This is a genomic window from Actinoplanes campanulatus (assembly GCF_014647795.1).
Classification (GTDB): domain Bacteria; phylum Actinomycetota; class Actinomycetes; order Mycobacteriales; family Micromonosporaceae; genus Actinoplanes; species Actinoplanes campanulatus.
This window is the reverse complement of sequence record NZ_BMPW01000009.1, coordinates 1-23,698: the sequence shown is the minus strand read 5'-3', so window position 1 is coordinate 23,698 and position 23,698 is coordinate 1. Positions and strand designations below refer to the sequence as shown.

The following is a 23,698-nucleotide window of genomic DNA, read 5'->3' as shown; positions in this document are numbered from 1 at the left end:
CCGTTTCCGTAGGTGAAGCCGACCTCGCTCCTACTCGACCAGACGGAGACGTTCGGTGTTTGGTCACGGTGACGGGTTCCCGAACGGCTTGCAGATCTTGATCACCCGGGTGGCGCGGTCACAGGACAGCGTGAACGGCCGGAGCACCATGCGAACGCGGATGGCCCCATCGCCCATCCGCCCTCACCGTCAGTGAAACGATGGATCGATGCTCTGGCCGGTCCTACTCGACACTGCTCCGCGCGACACCACGTGGTCACTGGGCGAACAGGTCTCGACCCGCCTCAGATGGCTCGACGCCCCGGATCTCCCCGAGGACCTGCTGCTGCACCAGATCGTCGTACGGGCCGGCACGTTGCTCGATGTCGACGGACAGCCCTGGGCGCAACTCATCGAGGCCGGCGACCTGCGCGCGATCCGGGAGGGCGATCATCGGGCGGGTGACGTCACGCTCGACGGATGCCTGGGCTTCGACGCCTTCCTGAGCATCATCGGTGATCTGCCCGTCACGGTGGGCATCGTCCGGCGGGTCCGCGTTGTGCATGACCTGCACGATCGCGGCACCAGCGAGTGGATCCGCCGGCCCGGGGGCGCGCGCCTGACCGACGTTCCTGATGCCTGCCCCACCCGTCTGCGCGACGAACCGTCCTTCGGCGAACCCGTGCCGGACGACTGGGAACCCGAGCCCGGCACCCTGCAGATCATGAGCCCCGAGGAGTACTTCCGGTCGGCCCGCGAGCACCTTCCTGCAGAGCAGTGGCAGGCCCGGGGCTTTCTCGTCGACTTGGAGGTCGCCGGGCCCGCCTGATTCGGGCAACGCGGCCCACCACTGATCCGACGAAGACGGCTGCGCGGCGACGACGGGTGCCATGACCGTCGTTTTCGCTCACCGGGCGGTCCTGCAGGGACGGAGGGTCAGCCGATGGTGAGCAGGAGTAGCTCGTCGTCGGCGAGGCCGGCGATCGCCTCGCGCAACAGCGACAGCGTGTCCTCCACCGCGTGACGGGATTCTTCGGCGTCGAGTTGCAGGTCGATGGGGCCGTCGAGCAGGTCGTCGATCTCGTGGGCGGCCGGGTCGAGCCGGTCGAGGAATTCCTTGGCGTTGCTGGTGATCAGCGTGGTGTGGCCGAAGTCCGCGCTGATCGCCTCGGCCGATTCGTGGAGGTCGGGGTTCTCCAGCGTTACGTCCAGGTTGTCCAGGATGTTCAGCATGACGTAGCCGGACCAGCCGTATTCCTCGCCCGTTTCCCGGCCTGAATGCTGGATCGCCTCCCACACACGTTCCTGACCGGCGGCGCTGACGATTGCCGGCAGATCACCGAGCTTGACGATGTGCAGCGAGGCGATGGACGACATCGGCGGATCGTATATGGCGGGTGAGTGGGCAGCTAAGCCCGGCGGGCGCGGCAAAGGCGGGAGTGGGCAGCGGCTTGCGGGTCTGGTACGGCGGGTTCGGGTAGCCGTACCGGAAATGGGGGTTGAAGTGATGGGTGAGAATGTCGCCATGATCGGGGAAGAGCGGGGTCTGCGGGTTACCGCATCGGTGTTCGGCAGGACGTTGTGGGTGATCGCGGGTGCGATTCCGTTCTTCTATCTGGCCGCGAGGGCCGAGGTGGCGTGGATGGAGGGGCTCAGCGACAACGGGACGGGTTCGGTCATCGGGACTGCCCTGACCTGGGCGGTTCTTCTGGCGTTGTTCCTGGGGGCGATGCTGTACCGATTCCGGGGGGCGAAGATCGCGGCGGCTTCGGGGTGGGCGCTGAGCCTGCTTCCGGCGGTGGGGTTGTTCGCTTTGCTCTACAGCTGTATGTACGTCGGTTGACGTCCTCATCGACTTTGGTCGGTTCTGGGCTTCCGGACGGTTCGCGAGAGTTGAGGTCTCGCGGACTGGACGGGAGGCGACGGGATGGAGCGTGCGCGCTGGGCGCCGGTGGTGGCGCTGCTGGTGCTGGCACCGTGGGCGGCGGAGGCGTCGTGGGGTGGTTTTCCGGTCACCTGGTATCCGCTTCTGATTCTGTTTCTGGGGCCGCTCTACGGCGGTGCGGCGGTGCTCATTCGGGAGGCGGCCCGTCGTAGTGGGGGCGGCTGGCCGGTGATCGTGCTGCTCGCGGCGGCGTTCGGGGTGGTGCAGGCGGGGCTGGTGGATCAGTCGCTGTTCAATCCGGGGTTTCTGGACGACACCGAGTTCGCGGGGTCGGCTCCGGGGTTCGCCGAGAAGGCACTCGACTACGTCGGTAATCACGTTCTGCTGAGCATCTGTGCGCCGATCATGCTGGTGGAGGCGTTTCTGCGTACGCCGTACCGGCACCGGCCCTGGCTGGGTGGACGTGGCCTGCTCGGTGTCGGTGTGCTCTACCTGCTGGGCAGCCTGATGATCTTCGCGGATGACGAGGACGGCCGGAAGGGGTTCGTGCTGTCTCCGGCGCAACTGGGGCTCGCCGTGGCGGTGATCGTCGCGCTGGTCGGTGTGGCGTTGCTGCCCCGGTGGCGGCGCACGCCGCGGCCGGGTGTGGGGTGGGTGCCGCATCCGCTGCTGTTCGGGTCGGTGCTGCTGGCCGTCCACATCGGTTTGTGGTTCGCTACCGGCCGGCTCGGTGTCGGGGTGCGGGTGGCCGTCGTCGTGGCGGCGGTCGTTCTGGTGCCGGCCTGGTCCCGGAGGGCCGGGTGGTCGCCCCGTCATGTGGTCGCCGGCTGGTCGGCCGGGTTGATCGCCGCCGCGGCCGGGGCCGCCTTCGCCCCGGCCTATGTGCCGACGTCGACCGTGCTGGGCGTGGTCAGTGACCTGGCCGTCGTCGTGCTGGCGGGGGCACTGGCCGCGGGGGCGTACCGGCGGGTTGTCAGTGAGCGGAGTGATGGGCGGGATGTCCGTGCGGAGTACGGCGACGCACCTTAATTGATCCTTAACTATGCGACCTGGAGGAAACCGCTTTCCATCAGGATCCGTGCCTATGGAGTGAAACCCGTCCCTGCTACCGAAAGGCACGTGATGGCGCAATTACGGCATTTCAGAAGCAGAGTGATCGGGATGGCCGTCGTCGCTCTCGGGCTGGGCGCCGCGGTCGTCTTCACGAACTTCGCCTCGGCCGCGGTTCCGGAGGCCACCGGCGAGCAGGTGGTGACCGAGACGATCGAGGTCACCGGTGTGTTCGACGGCGAGAACCAGCGGTTCGTCGGTGGCGGCGCGCTCGGTGACGGCGGCCAGGACGAGGGCCAGGACCCGCTGTTCCAGTTGGCCGACGGCGCGACCCTGCGCAACGTGATCCTGGGCAGCCCGGCACGGCCTGTGTCGCGACCGGGGTGACCGGCCCGTAGACGCTCGCCGGGGCGGCCGCCCCCAGCCGCTTCGCGGTCGCCCCGGCGAGTCCTCCCTTTGTGAAGCGCGACCTCAGCCAGGCGATTTGCCGCCGGGTGAGCGATTCCACCGCAACGGCCCTGGGCGTACGGCCCACAGCATCCGTTGCCACCGGTTGCGACGTTCCCGCAGCGCGGTGGAGTAGGCGACCACCTGCTCCCCCGCTCGGTCCGCCTGTCCCGCGTCGGCGGCCTCCGGCGCGAACCCGGCCGTGTTGACCGCGTCCACCAGCGCATCCAGCGGCGGCAGTGGTGTTGGTTCCGGCGCCGGCGCGGGTGGCGTGACCGGGACCGCCCGGCGCAGCAGACCGGTTCGTTTCGGTGGCGATGGCAGCACCGACGCGTGCCCGGCCGCCTCGGTGGCCGACAGATGCGACGGAACCGGATGCCCGGCCAGCCGCAGCGCGTCGGTGAACTCCAGCCAGGCCCCGGTGATCCGCTGAGCCGGATCCCCGAAGGTGAGCCGCCGCCGCCGTTGGGCGGACCGCAGCGCCACCACCGCCAGAGCCGCACCCACCAGCACGAACACCACACCACCCGACACCCCGGAAGCGACGAGCACGGTGGACGGCCCACCCGCGGTCGGCGCGGCCACGACCGCGGACGGCGGAGCCGACGACTCCTCAGCGGTAGGCGCCGGGGTGTCCGACGGTGACGGCGGCGGGGTGGGCTTCGGCGGGGTGTAGTCCTCCTCGACCGGCCGCACGGTGTCGCTCTTCGGCATCGGGTCGAAGGCCACCCACCCGACCCCGTCGAAGTACACCTCCGGCCAGGCGAGCGCGTCACCGGCGGTGACCGGTCCACCGGCGGCGGGCGCCGTGAACCCGACCACCACCCGGCTGGGCAGACCGGTCAGTCTCGCCAACAGCGCGTATGCCGCAGCGAACTGCTCCGAGGTGCCCTTCTGGCCGCCGAGGTCGCGCCGCCCGAAGAGGAAGTGGGCGAGGTTGGGATAGGCGTGCCCGCTCGGCGCGTCGGCCACGTGCCGGTAGTGCTCGGCCAGGAACTGCTCGATCACCACGGCCCGGTCGTAGGCGGCGCTGTACCCCTCGGCGAGATGCTCGGCGAGGCCTTCGATCTGCTTGGGCGTGTTCTGGCCGACCTTCAGGTAGCGGACCCACGCGTCCCCGGACGGCACCTCGGCGATCGGCAGCAGATTGAGGTCGGGCGTCTGCGTCTGGGAGATGGCCGTGTAGCGGAGCCCGTCGGTCAGTCCTTCCGGCCGGATCAGGGTGCCGGTCGCCGCGTCGTAGGCGACCCGCGCCCCGGTGATCCGGGTGGGCGTCGGCACGGCCGGAAGTAGCCGCCCGGTCAGCCCGGTGATCGTGATCTGCTGCTGCGACTCGCTGACCTGGGCACCGGCCGGCGTGGTGGGCGGGGGCAGCACGCGCCCGGCGTTCCGGTAGATCCCGCCGACGCGCCAGGTGACCCCGTCGTAGTCGGAGAGCACGGCGAGCCGCAGCCGAACCTCAGGCTGGGCGGCGGGCTTCTTCGCAGAGGCGGACGGAGCGGCCGCCGGCACGAAGCCCGGCCGGAACTCCAGCAGCTGCTGCGTGGGGTCGAGCGCCCACCCCGAGATCCGGTTGAGCGGACTCTCGTCCAGGCTGTCGACGCGGGGCGGCTGCACGTACCGTCGTGGGTCGACCGGCGTCGCGGTGACCCGGCCGGCAACCCACGGACCGGTGGCCGCGATCAGGCCGAGAACGACCGCCAGCCCGGCGGCCGCGCCACCGAGCGCCCGCGCCCGCACGGCCGCGTGCGTCTTCGCCCCGGTCACCGACGTGCTGGCGAGAGCGGCCACGACCAGCCCCGCGAAGGTCAGCGTCCAGATCGTCGCCGCCGAGGCGTTGGGCCCGACCACGTAGAGCGCCCCCGCGTAGACCAGCGCCGGCGGCAGACAGCCGAGCAGCACCCGCCCACCGCGTACCGCGATCTCGGTGGCGGCGAGACCCGCCACCCACACCGCGCCCACCGCGATGATCACCGTGTCCGGCGTGGGCTCGATCGGGATCATGGCCGTGAGCAGGCGCGGAATCCCGTTGGCGAGCGCGTCCCGGGCGACCGTGAGCGTCAGCCCGCCATCCCCGGCGGCCAGATACAGGGCGAGCGCCGCATACCCGCCGAGGAGCACGGCCGAGATCGGCGCCACCGTCCACGAGGGCAGCCGCCGGGCCGCGACCCCGACCGCCACCGACCCGATCGCCGCGCCCGCCACCAGACGGAACAGCAGACCGTCGGCATAGATCCCGCCGAGCGCCGCGCCGGCCAGCATGAGCATGCCGGCCAGCGCGACCGGCACGACGGCACGCCGCAGCACCCGGGTCACCATCCGCGGACCCCGTCCCAGGCGGCGGCGAACTCGGCGCCGTCGGCGGCCTCGATCACCAACAGGCGGTCGGTGGGCGCGGCGGGCGAGGAGTCGCGGTCGCCGAGGATTCCGGCCAGAGCGATGGGGTACGCCGAGCGCAGTCCACTGAGCGCACCGAGATCGTCGCGCCCGCCCGGCCCGGTCAGGAAGATCAGTGTGTCGCCGAGTTTCTGCGCCCGCAGGTGACGCAGGGTGGCGTCGAGGTCCCCGTCGCCGAGGGTCGCCTCGGTGAGCACGTCGAGGTGCGGCCCGCTGAGCGTGGCGGCGACCAGGTGCAGGGTGACCGGCAGGTCCTCACGCACCGCGGCGACGACGATCGACGCGGCCGCCTCGCAGGCGTCCTCGAAACTGTCCCCGCGGTGGGCGGTGGCCCGGTCGTCGAGCAGGACGACGATCTGCGGCTCGGAGGTGTCGAGCTGTTCGCGGACCATGAGCTCGCCGACCTTGGCGCTGCTGCGCCAGTGGACCCGCCGCAGTTCGTCGCCGGGCACGTACTCCCGCAGCGTGTCGAAGGTGATCGAGCCCTGCGGCACCTTGTCGACGCGCCCGTCGAGGCTGCGGGTGAGCCCGGCCGGGACGGCCCGCATCGGGTGCACGCGCGGGTAGACGCGGACGATCGTGGTGCCGCCGTAGGCCCGGTTCAGGGTGATCAGCCCGAGCGGGTCACGGCGGGTGACGTGCAGCGGCCCGATCGGTACGAGCCCACGCCGATGGGTGGGCACCGGATAGCTCTCGACGGTGTCGTGCCCGGCCCGCAGGCGCAGCAGCGGCACGTCGACGGTCGCGGCGCCGCAGCGGTCGGTGGCGATCAGGCTGGCCGCCCGCACCTTACTGGTGTTGCTGATGGTGAGGGTGACGTCGGCGGGTTCGCCGCGGGCCACCCGGTCGGGTTCGGCGACACGGGCGACGCCGAGGCGGGGCCGCCAGAACGCGAAGACCAGCGCCGCGACGACCGCGATCCCGGCGGCCGCCCCCAGCAGCGCCAGGTCGGGGTAGCCGTAGCGGAATCCGGTGCCGAGCAGGATCCCGGCGGTGGCCGCGAGCGCGATGCCGCGGGCGGTCATCCCACTGCGCTGATGTTTCGGGTCGTGAGGGCCGCGCAACGGATCAGGCCGGGGAATGCTGGTGCTCGGGCAGCGGGACGGGCACCGACCGCAGCGCGTCGGCGAGCACGTCGGCCGCGGTCACCCCGCGCAGCTGGGCGTCGGCGGACAGCAGCACCCGGTGGGCGAAGACCGGCTCGATCAGGTCCTTGAAGTCCTCGGGCAGCACGTACGCCCGGCCGCTGATCAGCGCATATGCGCTGGCGGCCCGGGTCAGCGCGATCACCCCACGGGGGCTGACACCGACGCGGACCTGAGGATGGTTCCTGGTCGCGGCGGCCAGGCGCACGGCGTACGCATAAAGGGGGTCGGCGATGTGGACGGCCGCGACCATCCGCGCCATCTCGCCGATCATGGTGGTGTCGGTGACCGGTTCGAGGGTGTCCGGGGACCGGACGGCCGCCCCGCGCAGCACCTCGATCTCGACGTCCTCGTCCGGGTAGCCGACGGACAGCTTGACCAGGAAGCGGTCGAGCTGGGCCTCGGGCAGCCGGTAGGTGCCGTCCATCTCGACCGGGTTCTGGGTGGCGACGACCAGGAACGGCTGCGGCACCGGGTGCGGCACGCCGTCGACGGTGACCCGGCGCTCCTCCATCACCTCGAGCAGCGCCGACTGGGTCTTCGGCGACGCCCGGTTGATCTCGTCGGCGATCACCAGGTTCGCGAAGACCGGGCCCGGGTGGAACTCGAAGCCGCGGCTGGCCTGGTTGAACACGGTGACGCCGGAGACGTCGGAGGGCAGCAGGTCGGGGGTGAACTGGATGCGCCGCCACTGCCCGCGGATGGACGCGGCGAGCGCCCGGGCCAGGGTGGTCTTGCCGACGCCGGGCACGTCCTCGAGCAGGACGTGCCCCTGCGCGAACAGCGCGGTGAGGGCGAGCCGGACCACCTCGGGCTTGCCGAGGACGACGGTGCCGATCCGGGTGGCCAGTTCCCCGGCGACGTCGGCGAATCCCTGTACGTGAGCGGGCGTCAGCACGTCGGCAGGTCCGCCAGGTCGTCCCCGCCGTCGAGGTTCAGCCACGCCCACGGGATGTAGGTCTTGCCCTCGTAGTTCACCTGAATCCACCACGTGCTTCTCTTGTCCTTGTTGTAGACGTACGCGTAGACCTCTTCACCGGTCTTCTTGCAGTACGCCTGGAGCCGGGTCCCGTTCTTGACCCAGCCCGCCTGCTGGTCGTCGTCCTGCCGGGTGCCCTTGAAGATCTCGTTGCCGTTGCGGCCGGACACGTCGGAGTCGCAGTACGTCCTCTGGTCCCCGCTGTCCCCGTTGATGCAGGTGGCCGTGCCGTACAGGGCGTCGGTCGTCTTGGCCATGTTCTTCGCGGCGCTGCCGGCCGCGTTCTTGGCGGTGACCGTGAACGTGTAGGCGGTGCTCGGCTTCAGCCCGCTGGCGCTGAGGCTGGTGCAGCTGCCGCTGGAGCCCTTGCCGCCACCGGAGACGGTGAGCGTGCAGGTGGCCGTGCCGCCGCCGTTGTTCACCGTGAACGACACCTTCGCCGTGTTGAAGGTCGGGTCGACCCCGGTCATGGTGACCGTCGGCGCGGCCACCGTGCGGGCGGTGGCGGTCGCCGCGTCGCTCGGGCCGGCCTCGTTCACCGCGGTCACCTCGACCTGCACGGTGGCGCCCGTGCCGAGCCCGGTCAGGGTGACCGAGGTCTCGGCGACCTTCGTCTCCTTACCGCCGGCCTTCACCACGTACTCGGTGATGGGGCGGCCGTTGTCGGCCGGCGCCGTCCAGGTGACGCTGATCGCGCCGGCCTGCGCGGCGACCGTGGCGGCCTCCACGTTCTCCGGCTTGGCCGGCTTGCTGAACGGAACGATCGTGTTGCTGACCGCGGAGGCCTTCGAGCCGGCGCCCTTGTCGTTGACCGCGACGACGGTGAACGCGTACTGCTTGCCGAATTCGAGCTGACCGGCGGCCACCGCGAGGGTGGTGGTGGTCGACTCGCCGATCGGGGAGCTGACGCCCTCGGAAATGGCGGTCACCGCGTACCGCTGGATCTTGCGACCCTGGCCGTTGGCGGCCGGCCAGGTGACGCCGACCGTGCCGTCGGTCTTCGCCTCGGCGACCGGTGTGCCCGGCGGGTCCGGCACCTCGGCGGTCGGCATGACCGCGTTGCTCATCCGGCCGGGCCCGTCGCCCTTGCGGTTCACGGCGTGCACCTCGAACCGGTACGTCTGCCCGTTGGTCAGCCCGTCGATGACGAGCGACCGCTGGTCGGCGCCGACCGGGAAGGTGCGCCCGGCGCCGGCCACCACGTACCGGGTGATCGGGGCGCCGTTGTCCGCCGCCGACTGCCACGACACGCGGACCTCGGCGTTGCCGGCGGCGGCGCGGACACCGCGGGGCGCGCCCGGCTTGGCGGCGACCGGCTTCTTCGGCTTCTCCTGCTTCGGCGGGGCGGGCGGCGTCTTCACCTTCGGCGGGTCGCCGCCGACGACGTCGTCGCGCTCCTTGTTGACCGGGCGGACCGTGTGGTTGCCGTCGACGACGCGGGCCGTGGTGGCGCCGGGCGCGTTGATGAACAGGTGCTCCTCCCGCACCTCCAACTCCAGGTCGCCGCCCGGCCGCTCGATGTCGATCGGCTGCTCGGGCTGGCCGTCCTGGTTGATGACGTGCACCGTGCCGTCGTCCTCCGGCACATACAGATAATCCTCGTACGGCACGGCCGGCCCGAGGTCGCCGCCGTCGTCCGGGACGGTGACGTCGCGCACCCCCTGCCCGTCGGTGCCGACGGTGTAGACGCGCCGCTCGTCCGGCACGGTGATCGCGATGATGTCACCCTCGGTGCGCTCGGGCAGCTCACCCGGCCCGGTCAGCGGCAGCGTGGTCGGCCGGCCCGGCCCGTTCTCCCCGATCACGGTGAGCGCGTTGGTGGTCCGGTCGAGCACGGCGATGCCCTTGTCCAGGGCGGAGACGGCCAGGTCGTGGCTGGCGGCGGCCACCGAGTCGGTGCGAACCCGCACCGGGGCGGCCGCACCCGGGTCGATAGCGGTGACGGTGCCCTCACTGGGCGCGGCGATCCACAGCCGGCCCGCCCCGTCGAAGATGCCACCGCTGATGCCCGGCGGGAACTGCAACGACTCCCCCACCGGCTGCAACGAGGCCGGGTCGACCTGCTGAACCTTGCCCTGAACGGCGTCGACGATGAAGGCGCTGTCGTCGTGCAGGGCCACGCTCACGCCGATGCCCGGCTCCGACTGCTGATTCCAGTACGCCATGAGATCGGTGAGGTCCATCGAGGCGATCGCACCGGTGTTGACGTCACGAAGCAGCACGAACCGGTCACTCTGGCTCACCTGCAACGCGTGCCCACGAGCCTGGTTGACGTCCGCGCGAGTGTCGATGCGGGCGGCCGTGCCGTTGATCCGGGCCAGCTCGCCCTTGCCCTTGCTCCACACCCAGGAGGCGGCGTCGAAGCTGGCCAGCGCCTTGTCAGCGGTGCCGAGCCCCCTCATGGTGAGCCCGAGCCCGGCCACCAGCACGAGCACGGTGGCCATCGTGACCAGTTGCCCCCGGCTGGGCAGGCGTCGCCTCCGTACCGCCTCTGCGCTGGTCACCGCAGCTGTCCTCCTGTCGATTCCGGTCAATCCGCCTCAAGGACGCAGGCCATCATAGGGAAAGCCGCTCGCCCGCGGGTACCCGTGTCTCATCGCTGTGGACGAGCGGTCCCCCGCTTCGTGCACACCTGGACAGAACTGGAGACCTGCTTGGTCGAATAGACCGCCACCACTGCGAAGCAGTAGTCGAGGTTGGCGTTGAGCCCCTGCTCCACGAACTCCTCCGTCCCCGGGTTGACGTGCCCGACCGTCCTCAACTGCTCGCCCCGCTTCGCCATCGTGATGATGAACGGCGCTTTGCCCTTGGCCGGATCACCCCAGGTCAGCCCCACACTGGTCCCGCGGTCGTCAAGCGTCAGCCCGGTCGGCGGCGCCCCACCCAGAACGGGCACGCCCGGCGGAACGGTCCCCTCGGTCTCCTGCGCCACCGGCTCCTGCGACCGGTCCGCGAGCACCACGACGAGCGCCCCCACTGCGATGACGGCGACAAGCGTCGCGAGCACGGTGAGGGCCACCGCGATCGCGCGGCTCCCGCTCTTGTTTCCTTCGATGGGGTACGGGCTGAGCGCACCCGCCGCAGGCTGCCCCGCCCCCGGGTACCCCCCGGGCAGTTGCTGCCACACTCCAGGCTGCCCCGCCGCATACCCCGGATGGCCCCCGTTCCCCGGCCCCGGCTGCGCCCCCCGGTGCGGGGCCGGCGTCTGGCTCGCAGCGCCGCCGTTCGGATGCCTACTCGCCTGGCCCGCTTGCGGACCCGCATAGCCGGCGGGCGGCTGACTCCCGCGCGTCCCCGGAAACGCCGGACCCGGATACCCCGGCCGGCCCTGACCCGCGTGTGTGCCCGCGTGCGCGGACGCCGGGTCCGGGTAGCCCGGCTGCGGTGCCGGGTGACCCGCCCAGCTCGCCGGATAGCCATGCGGCTGGCCCGGTTGGGACACCGGCGGGACCGCAGGGCTCGCCGTCGCGTTGCCCGGGAAGGAGGCTGGGTGCGCGTGCCCGTCGACGCTGGGCGCGGGAGCACCGATCCACGGTCCGGCGGGCGGCGTCTCCGGCTGAGGCGTGACCGGGTCAGGCCGTGCGGGAACCACCGACTCCGGACGAACCAGCGGCAACATCTCGGTCGCCCGCTCCATCGCCCCTTGCAAACCCGGCGACGGGGTCGGCTGAGGGCCACGAATCGGCGCTGGCCCGGGCCCGGACGCAGGCAGTGATCCCGACCCCGGACCCGGAGCAGGAGCGGGAGCCGGAGATGGCCCCTGGCCGTGGACCGGACCGGGCGCTGGGGCCGGGCTGGGCACGGGAGACGGCCCTTGACCGTGGACCGGGCCGGGCGCCGGAACCGGCGGAGTGGGCGTGGACGCGGGTGGGGGCGGTGCTGTCGGCCGTACCGTCGCGGTTGAAGGATCTTCGGAGAGATAAGCCTGCGCCCGGGCGACCAGCCGGTCCCCCCCACCGAGAGCCGCCGGCCCGTGCTCGGCGACACGCCCGAAGGCTTTGCGCGCTTCATGCCGGTTCCCGAGCTCTTGAGCGACGACGCCCAGATCATGGGAGATGTGCAGCAGGAGCGGATCAGCGTCCCCGAGCCGCCACTGCCCGGCCGCGTAGGCGTCCTCCAGCACCCGGCGGGCACCCATCGGATCGTCGGCCCGCAGATAGACCCCGGCGAGCTCCCGCTGAGCGGTGAGCACGTCCGGTTCGTCCTCCCCGAGCTTCTCCCGCCCGAGCTCGACAGCCCGTTCAAGCAGCACCTGAGCCGCGTCGAAGTTGCCCGCGGCGATCAGACCACGGGCCCGCTCGAGGGCCGGAGTGAGAGGCGACGGCTGCGACACGTCCGCCATGCTGCCCGCTCATCCCGCCCAACGCCACATCCGATCCCAGTGACGGTCCCGACCCCCGCTTCGACCCCGCCCGGGAGCCGTATATAGTTCTCACCTGTGCGGCCCGCTGGGCAGCCGAAACCCAGGTGAAAGCCACGGTGACGGCCCCGGTAAGCTGTACAGAGCAAGAGCAGGTCCGGGTGGCGGAATGGCAGACGCGCTAGCTTGAGGTGCTAGTGCCCTTTATCGGGCGTGGGGGTTCAAGTCCCCCCTCGGACACTTTTAAGTCGCATTCGTGCCCCACATTGGTGTCAATGTGGGACATGATAGCCGCAGGCGATATCGCTTGACCAGGCTGAAGTAGAAGTAAGTATCGAATTCAGTTTGGACGCTTACTTCTAGGTGCACACAGGCCTCTGGCCTGCATCTTTGCCGATTCTGTGATCCCAGTCACGCCCATGATGCGTGGCTTCCTCGTCGGCGTGTGGAATGAGGTGCCGCTGGCACTTTCGCAACGTTGCCGGATTCAGAGACGCGCTCGACATCGCTGCCCCGTGCAACCTTGGGCAGCCGAAGGACGTGATTGTCGGCGAGCGTTGCGCCCTGCTGGACGGTCTGCGGCATTCGCGTTGCGCCGCGCCTGTCCCTGACCTCACGCTTACGCGTTGCCGGTGGAACTGCCCGGCTCAGCGGTGCGCGCGAGCGGCCAGGCGGCGAGCGTGTCGATGAAGTTGCGTACCAGCGTTTCACTTCCTGAAGCGGTCCCCGGCCTGTGGTGTTGCCCGGGCCCTCGGCGGCGGCTGATCAGTTGTTGACCTCCGCGTGTCGCCACTGCGCCATGACGACCAGCACGCGCAGCCCCCACTCGGCCTCGTCGACGCCGTAGTCGACGATCAGGGTCTGCATGACCAGGTCCTCGTGGTCCTCATGGGTTGCCGGTGCGGAGTCGGCTGTCTGCTCGACGACGTCCCAGATCGTCGCATAGTCGTCCGGGTGGACTGTGATGCGCGCGCGACGCGCCTCTTGCAGGATCTGCTCGTCGCGATCATTGATTGCGGCGAAAGGTGGAATCCCGAAGTCGCTGTCATTGCCCAACGTCGGCCCTCACTTTCACGCTCGTCCCGGTCAACGCTAGGACGGCTTCGGCGTGACAAACCATGACGGCGTCGCGGGAGTCTCCGACGGCTTGTGGCGGTGTTCTGCCTGGCGTCCGCGGGCTGAGATGACCATGTCCTCTTACGCTCATCGCCATGTTGCTCGCGGTCGTCGATCCACTACCGATGTACTGCCGCGGGATCGCCACGGTGCTGTCCGCCGCGGGCCACATCGTGGAGCAGCCAGGTGAGCCGCTGGCCTGGGGCCGTCGGGACGACAGGATGATGCTGCTGACGCTGGACGCGGTATCGAGCTGGGATCTGCTTCATCAGCTGGGTTCGGCTGGCGACGGATGCCCGGTCATCGCGGTTCTGACCGACGACTCGGTGGCTGCCGGCCTGACGGCGGTGCGTGCCGGCGCACAATCCGTGGCCGCCCGGCAGATGGATGAGGCAACGCTGGTCGCCACCGTCGACGCCACATGCGCCGGGCAGGCCGTGGTGCCGGCTGAGGTGCTGGCTGCTCTGATCGGCGGCGCCGATCCGGAGACCCGCCAGCTGACCGCTGACCAGCAACGCTGGTTGCGTCAGCTGGCCGCTGGGATGACGGTGGCGCAGCTCGCGGACCGGGCTGGCTACTCGGAGAGAGCGATGTTCCGGTTGTTGCAGGCGTTGTACCGCCAGCTCGGCGTCCGCACCCGCATCGAGGCGGTCATCCGTGCCCAGCAGCAAGGCTGGCTGCTGCCGACCAGTGAGCAGCCGGGCGTCACCTGACCGAGGGCAGTACCGAGTCCGGGATCAGCGAGTTGAGTACCGGCTGCAGCCGGGCGCGGTCGGTCCGGGGCCCGGCCATCGTCGAGACCAGGAAGGCGAGGTAGCGGGCGTGGCCTTCGGCCGGGACTTTGCCGTTCTGCCGCAGGGCCCCGAACGCCTCCACCGCGCCGTCGATGGACGGGCCGCCGGGCTGCAGCGACAGCCCGCACAGCGCGAGGCCGACGAGTTCCCAGGCGGCGGCATCGTTGGGATCCTGCTTGATGCGCAGTTTCGCGCTGAGGAAGACTCGGTCGAACGCTTGACGGGCTTCAGTACGCCGTTTCATTCGGTGCAAGGCGACTGCGCGCAGCGCGGTCGCCATGAGTGACCGTTCCGTGTCGCGGTAGCGTTCGGCCAGGGTCGCTTCGCGCCGCGCGCGGTGCCACTGCTGCTTGCGTAGCCGTACGGTGCAGATCGTCAGGCGTGCCTGCAGCGCGGTGAACGCGTCGTGATTGCGCAGCGCCAGTTCCAGGGCTTGCCGGGCGTACGAGAGCGCATCGTCGTCATGCCCCTGGGCGAAGCGGACGTCGGCGAGAGCGTCGAGGCTGATCGCCCGCAGTGCGTCGTCGCGATGCCGTTCGGCGAGCGCACGGGCCTCGTCGACGACACGCTGAGCGGCGTCGGTCTGCTGCGTGTCGAGGTATAGGCGGGCGAGCCGGCCTGCCACCGAGACTCGTTGCGGAGACAGTTCCTCCGTGGCGTCGTAGGCCATCTGCATCGCGGTGACCGCTTCGCCGAATCTGGCCTGCCGGCGGGCGCATCGTGCGAGGCCTTGCCACGCGCTGGCCTGTACGACCGGATCCTCCGGCGCTAGGTCGCGGGCTTGGGTGAACGCCTCGGCTGCGCTGTCGGCTGTGCCCCGGGACCAGGAGATCCAGCCGAGGTGCAGCCGGGCCTTGGCCTCGATCGAGGCGATGCCACCGCCCAGTTCCAGGACACTGCGAAAGTGTGTCTCGGCGCGGGAGAGGTCACCGGCTCGGTGGCTCAGATAGCCGAGGACGAGGTAGTTACGGGGCCGTAGGTCGAGGCGGATCCGCTCGGCGACCTGCTCCCGGCGTTCGTGCAGCCGCTGGTCGGGCCGACCGGTGTCGGCGCCACGGTCGATGGCGCGGATGGTGCGATACGCCGTCCCGAACGAGCCGGCACGCAGGTGTGCGTCCACCTCCGGGAAGAAGGCCACCGGGTCGATGTGCGGGGCTTGGCCGAGCCGCCGGCGCCGGTTCTTGAGCTGGTCGGCGGCGTAGAGCAGCAGCCACCTGATCCGGGCGGCCTCGTCCGGGGCGGTGTCGTCACCGCAGCGCAGGGCGCGTAGCGCCTCCTCGTGTGGCAGAAAGTACCGTCCGTCGACGCAGCGCACCACGTGACGGTTTAGCCGGTCGAGCTCGTCCTGGATGTCACCCGGATCGACCTTCTCGGCCTTTACGTTGTTGACCACGGCCGTGATCTCGTCGACGTCCACGGGGCAGGCGAACGCGGCGAGAGCCTCGTACACGCGCTTGCCCGCCGGGGTGAGCGCGGTCAGGAGCTGATCGAGTAGGCGTTCCCGGATGTGAGTGACGGTGTCGTCGTCCTGCACCCAGCCGTGCACCTTCTGCTCAAGCTCCGGCGCTGGTACCCCTTTCGCGGGGTCGGCGATCGCGTCGAAGATCTCTGCCAGTCGCAGCTGCCTGCCCAGGTTGCGCCACAACCGGCGCAACTGGTCGTCGCCGAGTGACGCAGCCATCCGATGCGCGTTGCCCGGCCGTTCCAGCGCGATCGCCTTGAAGAAGTCGAACGGCAGCCCGAGTACCTTGATCGGCTTGCGGGGCAACCACTTCTCGTGCGTGCCGGCACTGCGGGGCTGGATCTTGGTCACCAGAATGATCTTCACGCGATGGCGGCGGGCCGTGGCTACCGCCTGGAACGCCTCGTCCAGCGCGAGATCCACCACATGCCGGTCCTGGTCGAGTAACAGCTCCGCGTTGTCCAGAACGATGATCGCCCGTTGTTTGCGATAGCGGGTCAGGGTCTTCTCCAGCCGGCCCAGCGTCGACTCGTCGAAGGGCGGGCCCCAGCTACCTGAATCATCGCCCCCGGCATCGAGGTCGCGCAGCAGAGTATGCGCCGAAGGGTGGTACGTCGTGGTCACCTCGTGTGGGTGAACGGTGAGCTTGAGCTTCGACTCCCACAGCACGCGGTTGACCAGCTGGGTTTTACCGACTCCCTCGTCACCGCTGACCACGATCACCCGGGTCCGTGGACTGCGCAGAGCCCGGTGCAGCTGGGCGCGATTGTCGGCGCGATCCACCAGGTGCGGGCCGGAATCGGTTGTCGCCCGCCCGGGGGTGCCGAGTGCCGGTATGGCGGCGCGAACGGGTTTCACCACGGTGGACACGGCGACCAGCGCTGCCACGATGCTGCCGAGCTTGTCGCCGACGTCCAGAAAGGCGTTCAGGGCGTTCCCGGTGGTCTCCGGCAGTAGCTGCGCGACGCTCGACAAGGTGCCCGTCCACAGTGCCATCGCGATGATCAGACAGACGCTGCCGATGACAAGCCGTATCTTGTATCGCCTGGCCCAACCCACTCCGTCATCATGAGGTTACGGCGAGTGGCACGGAATGGGCTTACCGGATGATGGCATCGATGGACATGGTTCGGGTCTGGGGCTCCGCCTCGGCCGCATCGGGGAGTTTCCACTGACCGCCAACACCGATTTGATTCGGTGAGTGCCTGGTGAGTTGGTGGGCGCCTCGAGCGGGGTTGTCGAGATAGTGATCGGTCTGTCCCGTTCGGGTGGCCCGTCGTCGAGCGTGTTCGCCGCTGTCTGGATATCAGCGGGGGCTGGCTTCTGCTGATGTGGTCGCGCCGTCGTGTGCGGTTTGTAGGAACCTGGCAGTCAGCAGCGCCGTCATGTGTTCGGCCGTCGCCAGTGGATGTGTCTCGCCGGTGAGTGCGGACAGTGCTTGGGCGACTTCGGCTTGGGTGGCTTTGGTGTACACGCTGATGGTGGCTTGGCGGCTGGAGTCGGTGTGGCCGGCGTAGCGCTGGGCGATCGACTGCCCGAAGTGCCGTTCGACCCAGGTGAGGGTGGTGTGGCGTAGCCAGTGGGCGCTGATCTGGTGGGTGTCGGCCCAGCGTAGGTGGGTGCGGATCCGTTTCCAGATGTTGTCGTAGCGGCGCTTGCCGACGGGTCGGCCGTTGCGGTAGCGCAGGATCTGGCTTGCGGGGTTGCCGTCGCCGCGGGTGTCGAAGTGGGCGACGAGGGCGCGGGTGAGTGTCGGGGAGATCGGTTGCCAGCGTTGGGTTTGGCCTTTTTCATGGAGCCGGATGAGGCATTGGTCGGTGTCGAGGTCATGGCGGTGGGCGTGGAGGGCACCGCCTTGGCGGCAGGCGGTCTCCAGGTGCAGGCGCAGGATGAGTAGGTCGAGCTCGGGGTCGTTGCCGGTTTCGGAGGTGACCTTGACGATGTCGGCGATCGCTCGTTCGGGTAATGCTTCACGCAGGCTCGGCTGTCGGCGGGGTTTGCGGACACGGGCGGCGGGGTTGTCGTTGGCGCCGAGAAGCCGGTCGTTGATGGCGTGTTGGTAGATGCATCGCAGTGCGGCGATGAGGTGTTCAGCTGCGGAGCCGCCGCCGCGGGAGTTGCGGCGGGTGATGGCGTTCTGGCGGGCGAGTTGGGCGAGTTCTTTGATTTCGGTGGGAGTGGGTTCGTTGAGGCGCCGGTCGCCCCAGTGGGTGCTGATGCGCTGCCAGTAGGTGTCGTAGGCGCGCAGGGTTCCGGCGGTGACGGCGGCTCTGACTTGTGGGATGTATTCGGTGAAGGTGGGAACGGGCCGGATCGGGGTCATGCCGGCGCGGTCGAGCTGGTCGCGGGTGACGTTGAGTTGGGCCATGAGGGCGTTGACCAGGGCGATGTTGGCTTCGTTCGGATCAGTCGAGTCGGTGTCCGGCTGGTTCATGGCTGCTGTTGGGTGAGGTAGGGGTGCAGGATCCGGGCCACGAGTTGGGTGGGGAAGATCCGGAGGGTGCCGGCGTGATCGGCGGTCAGCAGTAGGCGGTCGCCGGCGGAGATGGCTGTGCGGTGCCGGATGTTGGCCGGCAGGTAGAGGTGGCCGCGGCGGCGCAGGATTCGGCTCGGGGTGGTGTCTTCAAGTCGGGCGGCGACGCGGCCGGCAACGATCAACTGTTCGGCGTTGATGGTGAAGGTGATGATGTCGCCTGGATTCCAGCCCAGTGATTGCAGGAGTTCTGCCGCCGCAATGCGGCCGTGGTTGTCGACGGCGGCTACGGCGTAGTGGTGTGGGCGGACGCGTTGGTGTTGAGTGGCGCCGGGTATCGGCATGGGCGCGACGGACAGGTCTGCCGCTACTCGGTCGGGGGTTCGCGCGGTGGTTGCTGGCGCTGGGTTCGCCCGGTGGTCGCGCATGGAGCGCACCTCCTCGCGGTGTGGGTGGATCGGGTCCGCTGCCTGGTTCTTCGGCGGATTTCGATCTTTGTTCCAGAACACCTGAGGCAACCCTTGATGGCTAGTTGGCTGGGGTTGTCTTCGGTTGTCCGCGGCAACCAGTACGCGACAGGGCCGAAACACCTGAATGATCACCAGAGGGCTGCGCTCCATACGAGCCGACCCGGAGACCGGCGCGACAATCTAAAAGCCACCAAACGGTCACCCCCTCGATCTCGCAATACCCTTTTCGAACATATGTTTAAGAAGGATTACCTACACCGGTTGCGATCTTGAAACCAGGCTGCGCTATCTCTTCAGCCCTGTGAACTGCTCTTCCGGAGATCTCAGCGCTTCACTGGAATAGCACATATGTACGCTATTACATTTTTGTCGTACCCATCTGCCAACATGCTGGCGACAACCATGAGCGGTGTCCTGGGAGGAACATGAACGCGGACTGGTGGCGGGGTATCGAGCCGGACATGTGGAGATTTGCCGGGGAGCCTCGGGGCGATGCCCGCGAGGACTACGCGGCTGTACTGTCTGCGCTACTCCGGCTCAGCGGCACCTCTGCGATGTCCACGATGCAGGACATCGCGGCGCAGATGGCCGACGAGGGCTACGGGGAGCCGATGACCTCGGAGCTTCTTCGTGATCGCCTTGACGAGCTGGTTCAGATGCGTCTTGTTCTGGCGTTTCTTAGCCCGACGGCCGCGCGAGAGGACTTGCGTGACGGGCATCGCAGGCAGGAGGCGTGGTCACTTAGTAAGAAGGGCCGCATTATCGTGCGGTCCGTCCGGGACGCAGTTAATGATCTTAACCGTGTACTGGCTCTGCCGCCGCGGTTGATCGATTCCATCCAGGAGACGCTGCGTCAGCTGCTCTTGCATTTTCACGACGAGCCGGAGCGGCTGGCATTGGATGTTGCGACGGTGCGGTCGCATGTCGCGCAGCTCCTTAATGCTGCTGGTGATTACTACGAGGCGACTCGCATGCTCAACCAGCATGACGTCACCGACGATGAGGTGTTCGGCGAAAGCCGGCGCCGAATCATGACTGTTTTGCGGCAGTTCGTTCAGCACACGCAGGCAGCATTGAATCCTTTACGGCGCATCTTGGACGACGTCCGCCTGACGGGATACGAAGTCATCGCCGAAGCTGCCGCTCCGGGTGCCGGCGCCGTGTTGGCTGACACCACGGCGTGGGTCGATGACGCCGTGACGCAACTGAAGAGCCTGGACGCATGGTTCGTGCAGGGCGGCAACATCGATAAGATCATCGACTCGGCGAATTTCGCCATCGACGCGCTGCTGTCTGCCATCATGCGTCGCTATTACGCCGCTCACCGCGCGAGTGATCTTGCCGCAGACTTCCGGCAGCTGGCTTACATGATTCACGCCCAGGAGAACGACTCCGACGCGTATGCGGTGTTTGCTGCGGCGACGGGGCTGTGGGCTGCTCAGCATCCCCGGGGCAGCAGTGACGAGGACGACGTGCGGCCGGCGGAATCGTCCGAGCACACACCGGGCGTCGCCACGCCCGTCGTGCTCGGCCGCCGGCCGAGCACTGCGGCGCCGGGCCCGCGTGCCGCGCGGCAGTTGGAGAATCTTGCGCTCAAGCGGGAAGCGGAAGAGCAGGCTGCCCTGGCTGAGATGGCGCGTTGGGCCGACTTGTCTGCCGGCCTGGTGACCCCGGGGGTCGTGGGCCTGGACTTCTTCACCGGTGTCGACGACGAGCACCTTGAGATCCTGGTCGAGTTGATGGAGGAGGCGATGGACGGTTTCGACCCGGATCTTGGGTACGGCGAGGCGTTGACTCTTCGATGTCGGCTTCGGCTGGCCGCGGGCCGACCTGGAGTGGTGCACCGGGTGCGCGCAGGTGATGGATTCCTGACGGCGCCCGACGTCCGGATCGAAATCTCGCAGATCGGCCATGAACCCGTATTGACAGGTGCCAAATGATCGATTTGGACACCGCGTTCGATCTGCCTGAAGATCCGCACAGCAGCGAGCTGACGCCGATCATCTCGGCCCTTCTTCACGAGCCGCTGCTGACGGAGGAGTCGCGGCCGGACGTCTACCGGCTGGCTCGGCACAGCGAGAAGGAACTGCCTCGCTGGTTCCAGAGCAACGCGGGATGGCACGTCAAAGTATCGGAGTTCGGGCGTTACATCAGGCTGTTCAAACGCCGGGAGTCGCCACCGCGGGACCGCTGCGTGCTGGCCGGCCCCGGCGGTGGCCCATCATCGCCGCTGGTCCTGGTTCTGCTCAGCTTGATCGGAGAGCAGCTGTGGCGTCGACCTGTGGCCACCTACGGCGACCTTCAGCGCGAAGTCATCCGGGTATGCGCCGGCGAGTCCGCGCGAGCCGCCCTTCCCCGGTTCAGAGTTGTCACCGAGGCCGGCGAATCGAAGGCTGGCGCCGACCAGAACCGGCGGGCGTTCGTCGAAGCGCTGGAGCTACTGCGGTACTGGCATGTCATCAGCACTGATCGGCCCCTGTCAGCCGGCGAGCACGACGCCAGCAATGACGTGGTGATCACTTGTGACCCAGAACGGCTGAACGACTTCCTGGCGGTGACGGCTATCTCCCAGATGCCTGTCGACCTCGATCAGCCGAGTTCCCACGTCGCCGTGCTCTGCCAGGACCAGCAGGATCTTTCCGAGCATGCCTCCGAGAGCCAGCATGATCTGCAGCGACGCCACCGGGCGCTGCGAGCCGTACTGGATGACGCTGCCGTTGCGCTGAACCACGATGGCCCGGTGGCCCGGTATCTGTCCACCTCGGGTGGGCGGCGGCAGGCCCTGCAAACCGCGATGGTAGCCGGGCTGAATTGCTTCGTACGGCGCAATGTCTGGCTCACCTGCGACGCGGATCGAGCCACGACGGATCTGGACTTCCCGCAGTCTCAGTCGATCCGAGGGCAGGCGGCGCTCCTGATCGTGCACTGGCTGGGCGTCAACAGGCCCGAAAGCGTGCGTACCGAGCAGTGCCAGGCCGTGATCGAACAGGCGATGTCCGATCACAGTGACTGGGCGAGGAGCCACCGTGCCGCCGGCTCGATCCAGGTATTGACCAAGGACGCGCTGATCACGCTGGTACGGGCGGGTGTTCTTGCCCGTAGAGCCGACAGTTGCGACGAGTGGGTTCCCACCGGCGCTCACTTCTACTGGCAGGTCCGCCTGAGCAGCCCCGAGCGGCATGTCTCGGCACCCGCCATCACCGACGACCTTTTCACGCAGGACGGTAGCCATGACTGAACAGCCCAAGCGGCCCTCAGAGGTCACCTTGTTCGACGGCCTCAACTCTTCTCGCCCGCTCAGTGTCGAGGCGGAACCGGGTGCTATCGGCCGCTGGCAGCCGGTCCGGGCCGGCGTCGTGAACTCCTGGGCGTGGATCGACGAACAGTTCTTGTTCCGCAACGGCTGGACCGCACTCGTCGGCCCCAACGGGTCCGGCAAGTCGCTCACCAGCGGTCAGTGGTTTCCGACGATGCTCGACGGTGATGTACGCCCGTCCGCGTTGTCGATGTCACAGCGCGGCAGTGGGACGTTGGCCGAGCGTCATCACAACCGCAACCCGGATCGGGAGAAGACAGGTCTGTGGTGGCTGGAGTTCGGCTTGCGCGGCACCAACGAGGTGACGCAGTGGCTCACGCTCGGCTTGTGGATCAGGTGGCGCGGCGCGAATTCCGACCGAGCGGAGCTGGCATGGTTCATCGTGCCCGCCCGCGTCGGCGGCGAACTCATTCTTCAACGTGACGCCGTACCCGTCGACATCGACGGGCTGACTGAGCAGCTCACTGCCCTCGACGGCCAGATGTTCACCTCGCACGATCGCCTGTTGAAGGCCGCCAACCGGCAGCGCACCAGAGTTCAGGACGACGCGGCCTATGCCGAGGCCGTACGTGCTCAGCTGTTCCCGAAGATCGACAGCGATCAGATGGACGCGATGACCAGTGTGCTACGGGCGCTGCGCAGCGTGCGCGTCAACGACCGCATGACTGCGAACGAGATGCACAGCACGCTGACTTCCGCACTGCCGGCCCTTCCGTCCCAATACACCGGGCTTCTGGCGAACAACCTTGGCCAGCTCGAGGATCTACAGGGCAAGGTCGACAAGGCTGGTCAGGAACGGGACCTGCTGGTTCGGCTCTCCGGTTTGTACGTCCGCTATGCCGACAACGCTGCAGCAGTAATCGCTTTCGCCGTCTTAGCTGCGGCCGCTGAGCTCGGCCGAGCTGAAGCCGCTGCCGCTGACCTGGAACGCGAGACGGGCGAGGAGAAGCTCCGTCAAGCCGCGGCGGATCAGGCACACCGTGAGGCTGATGAGGAGCTGGCGAAGCTTCGCATCAGCGCCGAGGTGCTGAGGGGCCGAACCCAGGGTCATCAGGGCCGCCATCTGCCGTCCATGACCGAAATGGTAAAAGCTGCCCACGAAACGGCGAGAGTAGCTGCCGCCCATGCAGACCAACGGCGCCGGGAGTCCGACCGCGCCCAAGACGAGCTAGACACGGCCACCGAAGTCTTTACCGCTAGCGCCCGGCATGTGTCAGCACTTGCCGAAACGGCACGCCAGCACGCCCAGGTCGTCAAGGCCGAGGCGTTCTGTGAACCCCTACGCCAAGTGACCAGCCTACTGGCCGCAGAACTCGATCAGGATGCGCAGCTTGAAGCCGACGGCGTTCAGGCCGCCGCCGAGCCGGTATCGACCTGGGTCCACCAGCGAGACACCACTGTCCGCAAGATTCGCACGGCGAATGCCGACGTCGAGGCACTCATACGCGCGCAGGAACAGGCCGAAAATAGACACCACTCCGCCGCGACGGAGCTCGCCGATGCCGAACGGCAGGTCGAGACAGACCAGCAGCTCGTCGCAGCGCGAGACGCCGAGGCCCGGCGAACGCTGGAGACGTTCAACGCTGATCATGGCGCCGTACTCGGACGCGCCCCCATCTCCCTGCTGGCATCGATGCCCCTCAACCCCGGTGATGTCAGTCGATGGGCAGACCACGCGCTTCAGACCGCGATCGAAGAGATCAATCTTGCGAAGGTCGAGGCCGACGCAGAATTGGCTTCTCGACGCGCGGACGAGGCCGCCCAGTCTCTCGCGGCCGCCGACAGCGCCGCGGCCCGGGCAGTCGAGGCCGCGCAAGGGTCAGGA

Annotated in this window: 17 protein-coding genes, 1 tRNA gene and 2 pseudogenes; 9 read left to right on the top strand and 11 right to left on the bottom strand. The window is 68.7% G+C overall.

Annotated features, from left to right (window positions below; translation table 11 throughout):
- Positions 1–208 precede the first annotated feature (208 nt).
- Complete coding sequence (locus IEZ13_RS18315; protein ID WP_183223340.1) at positions 209–808, top strand: hypothetical protein; 600 nt, start codon at positions 209–211, stop codon at positions 806–808.
- A 107-nt stretch (positions 809–915) separates the two neighbouring features.
- Here the strand turns inward: IEZ13_RS18315 and IEZ13_RS18310 are convergent, their stop codons facing one another.
- Positions 916–1,356, bottom strand: coding sequence for a hypothetical protein (locus IEZ13_RS18310; protein WP_183223338.1), 441 nt, complete (start codon positions 1,354–1,356; stop codon positions 916–918).
- On the opposite strand from IEZ13_RS18310, the gene IEZ13_RS18305 reads away from it, so the two are divergent.
- The 3 genes from IEZ13_RS18305 to IEZ13_RS18295 all read left to right on the top strand — a co-directional run bounded on the left by IEZ13_RS18305 (position 1,346) and on the right by IEZ13_RS18295 (position 3,301).
- Positions 1,346–1,822 (top strand): hypothetical protein, encoded by a 477-nt coding sequence (locus tag IEZ13_RS18305; protein ID WP_183223337.1) that lies wholly within the window; start codon positions 1,346–1,348, stop codon positions 1,820–1,822. The two genes, IEZ13_RS18310 and IEZ13_RS18305, sit on opposite strands and share 11 nt — an antisense overlap.
- Positions 1,823–1,906: 84 nt before the next feature.
- Positions 1,907–2,893 (top strand): hypothetical protein, encoded by a 987-nt coding sequence (locus tag IEZ13_RS18300; RefSeq protein WP_183223335.1) that lies wholly within the window; start codon positions 1,907–1,909, stop codon positions 2,891–2,893.
- A gap of 132 nt (positions 2,894–3,025) precedes the next feature.
- A complete protein-coding gene (locus tag IEZ13_RS18295; RefSeq protein ID WP_229794778.1) occupies positions 3,026–3,301 on the top strand; it encodes a pectate lyase in 276 nt (91 codons plus the stop codon).
- 84 nt (positions 3,302–3,385) lie between these two features.
- Here the strand turns inward: IEZ13_RS18295 and IEZ13_RS18290 are convergent, their stop codons facing one another.
- The 6 genes and pseudogenes from IEZ13_RS18290 to IEZ13_RS47920 form a co-directional block, all read right to left on the bottom strand.
- Positions 3,386–5,680, bottom strand: a complete 2,295-nt coding sequence (locus IEZ13_RS18290) for a transglutaminase TgpA family protein (RefSeq protein WP_183223333.1) — start codon at positions 5,678–5,680, stop codon at positions 3,386–3,388.
- Positions 5,674–6,783 (bottom strand): DUF58 domain-containing protein, encoded by a 1,110-nt coding sequence (locus tag IEZ13_RS18285; protein WP_183223331.1) that lies wholly within the window; start codon positions 6,781–6,783, stop codon positions 5,674–5,676. The genes IEZ13_RS18290 and IEZ13_RS18285 overlap by 7 nt, the downstream gene beginning before the upstream one ends.
- Positions 6,784–6,826: 43 nt before the next feature.
- A complete protein-coding gene (locus tag IEZ13_RS18280; RefSeq protein ID WP_183223329.1) occupies positions 6,827–7,801 on the bottom strand; it encodes an AAA family ATPase in 975 nt (324 codons plus the stop codon).
- Entirely contained in the window at positions 7,795–10,326 is a 2,532-nt protein-coding gene (locus IEZ13_RS18275) for a fibronectin type III domain-containing protein (protein ID WP_183223515.1), read from the bottom strand. The genes IEZ13_RS18280 and IEZ13_RS18275 overlap by 7 nt, the downstream gene beginning before the upstream one ends.
- 149 nt (positions 10,327–10,475) lie before the next feature.
- Positions 10,476–11,009 (bottom strand): fibronectin type III domain-containing protein, encoded by a 534-nt coding sequence (locus tag IEZ13_RS46585; RefSeq protein WP_229794804.1) that lies wholly within the window; start codon positions 11,007–11,009, stop codon positions 10,476–10,478.
- 984 nt (positions 11,010–11,993) lie between these two features.
- Positions 11,994–12,224: pseudogene (locus IEZ13_RS47920) on the bottom strand (tetratricopeptide repeat protein); the annotation flags it as partial.
- A 173-nt stretch (positions 12,225–12,397) separates the two neighbouring features.
- Between IEZ13_RS47920 and IEZ13_RS18265 the strand changes: the two are divergent.
- A tRNA-Leu gene (locus IEZ13_RS18265) sits at positions 12,398–12,482 on the top strand.
- Between the two features lie 525 nt (positions 12,483–13,007).
- Here the strand turns inward: IEZ13_RS18265 and IEZ13_RS18260 are convergent.
- Positions 13,008–13,298, bottom strand: coding sequence for a hypothetical protein (locus tag IEZ13_RS18260; protein WP_183223325.1), 291 nt, complete (start codon positions 13,296–13,298; stop codon positions 13,008–13,010).
- A 155-nt stretch (positions 13,299–13,453) separates the two neighbouring features.
- On the opposite strand from IEZ13_RS18260, the gene IEZ13_RS18255 reads away from it, so the two are divergent.
- Positions 13,454–14,071, top strand: coding sequence for a response regulator transcription factor (locus tag IEZ13_RS18255; protein ID WP_183223323.1), 618 nt, complete (start codon positions 13,454–13,456; stop codon positions 14,069–14,071).
- On the opposite strand, the gene IEZ13_RS18250 is transcribed toward IEZ13_RS18255, so the two are convergent.
- The 3 genes from IEZ13_RS18250 to IEZ13_RS18240 form a co-directional block, all read right to left on the bottom strand.
- Positions 14,064–16,610: a tetratricopeptide repeat protein gene (locus tag IEZ13_RS18250; protein ID WP_183223321.1), complete on the bottom strand. Its 2,547-nt coding sequence runs from the start codon at positions 16,608–16,610 to the stop codon at positions 14,064–14,066. The genes IEZ13_RS18255 and IEZ13_RS18250 overlap by 8 nt on opposite strands.
- A gap of 310 nt (positions 16,611–16,920) precedes the next feature.
- Positions 16,921–18,048, bottom strand: a complete 1,128-nt coding sequence (locus tag IEZ13_RS18245; protein WP_229794777.1) for a tyrosine-type recombinase/integrase — start codon at positions 18,046–18,048, stop codon at positions 16,921–16,923.
- Positions 18,045–18,596 (bottom strand): AbrB/MazE/SpoVT family DNA-binding domain-containing protein, encoded by a 552-nt coding sequence (locus IEZ13_RS18240; protein WP_183223319.1) that lies wholly within the window; start codon positions 18,594–18,596, stop codon positions 18,045–18,047. The genes IEZ13_RS18245 and IEZ13_RS18240 overlap by 4 nt, the downstream gene beginning before the upstream one ends.
- 386 nt (positions 18,597–18,982) lie before the next feature.
- Between IEZ13_RS18240 and IEZ13_RS18235 the strand changes: the two genes are divergently transcribed.
- From IEZ13_RS18235 to IEZ13_RS18225, 3 genes and pseudogenes are all read left to right on the top strand, one after another.
- On the top strand, positions 18,983–20,497 hold the full coding sequence (locus IEZ13_RS18235; RefSeq protein ID WP_183223317.1) for a DUF2397 family protein: 1,515 nt from the start codon (positions 18,983–18,985) through the stop codon (positions 20,495–20,497).
- The gene (locus IEZ13_RS18230) at positions 20,494–21,795 is read left to right on the top strand and encodes a DUF2398 family protein (RefSeq protein ID WP_183223315.1); all 1,302 of its coding nucleotides are present in this window, start codon (positions 20,494–20,496) and stop codon (positions 21,793–21,795) included. Before IEZ13_RS18235 ends, IEZ13_RS18230 begins: the two co-directional genes overlap by 4 nt.
- Positions 21,788–23,698: pseudogene (locus IEZ13_RS18225) on the top strand (hypothetical protein); the annotation flags it as partial. The gene IEZ13_RS18230 and the pseudogene IEZ13_RS18225, both read left to right, overlap by 8 nt.